This is a genomic window from Romboutsia sp. 13368 (assembly GCF_018336475.1).
In the GTDB taxonomy this organism is placed as follows: Bacteria; Bacillota; Clostridia; order Peptostreptococcales; family Peptostreptococcaceae; genus Romboutsia.
This window is the reverse complement of sequence record NZ_CP048741.1, coordinates 1,035,813-1,036,596: the sequence shown is the minus strand read 5'-3', so window position 1 is coordinate 1,036,596 and position 784 is coordinate 1,035,813. Positions and strand designations below refer to the sequence as shown.

1 protein-coding gene is annotated in these 784 nt (G+C 25.6%); it reads right to left on the bottom strand.

Annotated features, from left to right (window positions below; all coding sequences use genetic code 11):
- Positions 1–109: 109 nt before the first annotated feature.
- Positions 110–562: a VanZ family protein gene (locus G3997_RS04215; protein WP_296648598.1), complete on the bottom strand. Its 453-nt coding sequence runs from the start codon at positions 560–562 to the stop codon at positions 110–112.
- Positions 563–784: the final 222 nt, after the last annotated feature.

The following is a 784-nucleotide window of genomic DNA, read 5'->3' as shown; positions in this document are numbered from 1 at the left end:
CAATATTTTATAATTCTTTAGGATTTAAATATATATTTAATATTATTTTAATACTTTATAAATTAAAAACTAGAGATGCATCTAACTAATTAAGATACACCTCTAGTTTTTAATTATTATAGCTTATTTTTCTTTTATACTTTACAATAAATAAAGTAAGTATTAAACCTATAGTACCACCTAATGAATCTATCATAACATCTCTAATTTCACCACTTCTACCTGGTATAAATAATTGATGAAATTCATCGCTACAGGCATATAAAAATGTTCCTATAAATGCAATTATTATAGATTTCTTTATATCTTTCTCATATACTGACATAAATAAAAGTATAGCTAGTAAGCAGTATGAAAACATATGTGCACCTTTTCTTACTACAAACTCTCCTATATCTATACTTGTAAGATAGTCCATTAAATTACCTATAACTGGCATATTACTTATCATATTTATTACACCACCTGAATGAGCTGATGATATTGCTGCCGGTTGATTAGACATATAAAATATTACACTCATCCATAATATAGCTAATACTAAAAAAATTTTTCTTCTCATATCAATTTCCCCATTATATCTACTAAATTAAAAGTTATCTAAACTTTTACGATTAAATAATTATATCACAAATATTTATATAAATAAAACTTTAGTTGTCTTATCATTTATTGATACTTATTAATTTTTACAAATAAAAAATTCGCTTCGCTTGAGCGACGTGTCGGCGAATCATTTCATATCGCCAACGATATATCCTCGCTACCGCTTTGAGCAACGTGT

Excerpts from the sequence above, each read along its gene's own strand:
- G3997_RS04215 (WP_296648598.1), bottom strand. The coding sequence starts at position 562 with ATGAGAAGAAAAATTTTTTTAGTATTAGCTATATTATGGATGAGTGTA.